This window comes from Bacteroides caecigallinarum, assembly GCF_016901995.1.
Lineage (GTDB): Bacteria > Bacteroidota > Bacteroidia > Bacteroidales > Bacteroidaceae > Phocaeicola > Phocaeicola cellulolyticus.
In genome coordinates, this window is the sequence record NZ_JACJLE010000191.1 from 1 (window position 1) to 293 (window position 293).

The window sequence follows — 293 nt, forward strand, 5'->3', positions numbered from 1 at the left end:
ACGCTGGAGACTTATTTCAGCGGAAAGAGGGAGATGTTCGAGGGGCTGAAGATTGCGGAACTGGAGAAGGAATGGACGGAATATCCTGTGCTGCATCTGGACCTGAATACTGAAAGGTATGCCACTCCGAAGGATCTGGAGAACAAGCTTGACCTGTTTCTGAAACAGTGCGAGGCTCTTTATGGCAAGAATCCGGATGAGTATTCGCTTGCGACAAGATTTGAGGGGGTAATACGAAGAGCGGCGGAAAAGACTGGAAGGAACACTGTAATCCTGGTAGATGAATATGACAA

Annotated in this window: 1 protein-coding gene; it reads left to right on the top strand. The window is 48.1% G+C overall.

What is annotated here, in order from left to right:
* Window positions 1-293: AAA family ATPase (locus tag H6A61_RS15585; RefSeq protein WP_204394816.1), on the top strand; the 293-nt coding region annotated here is incomplete at both ends.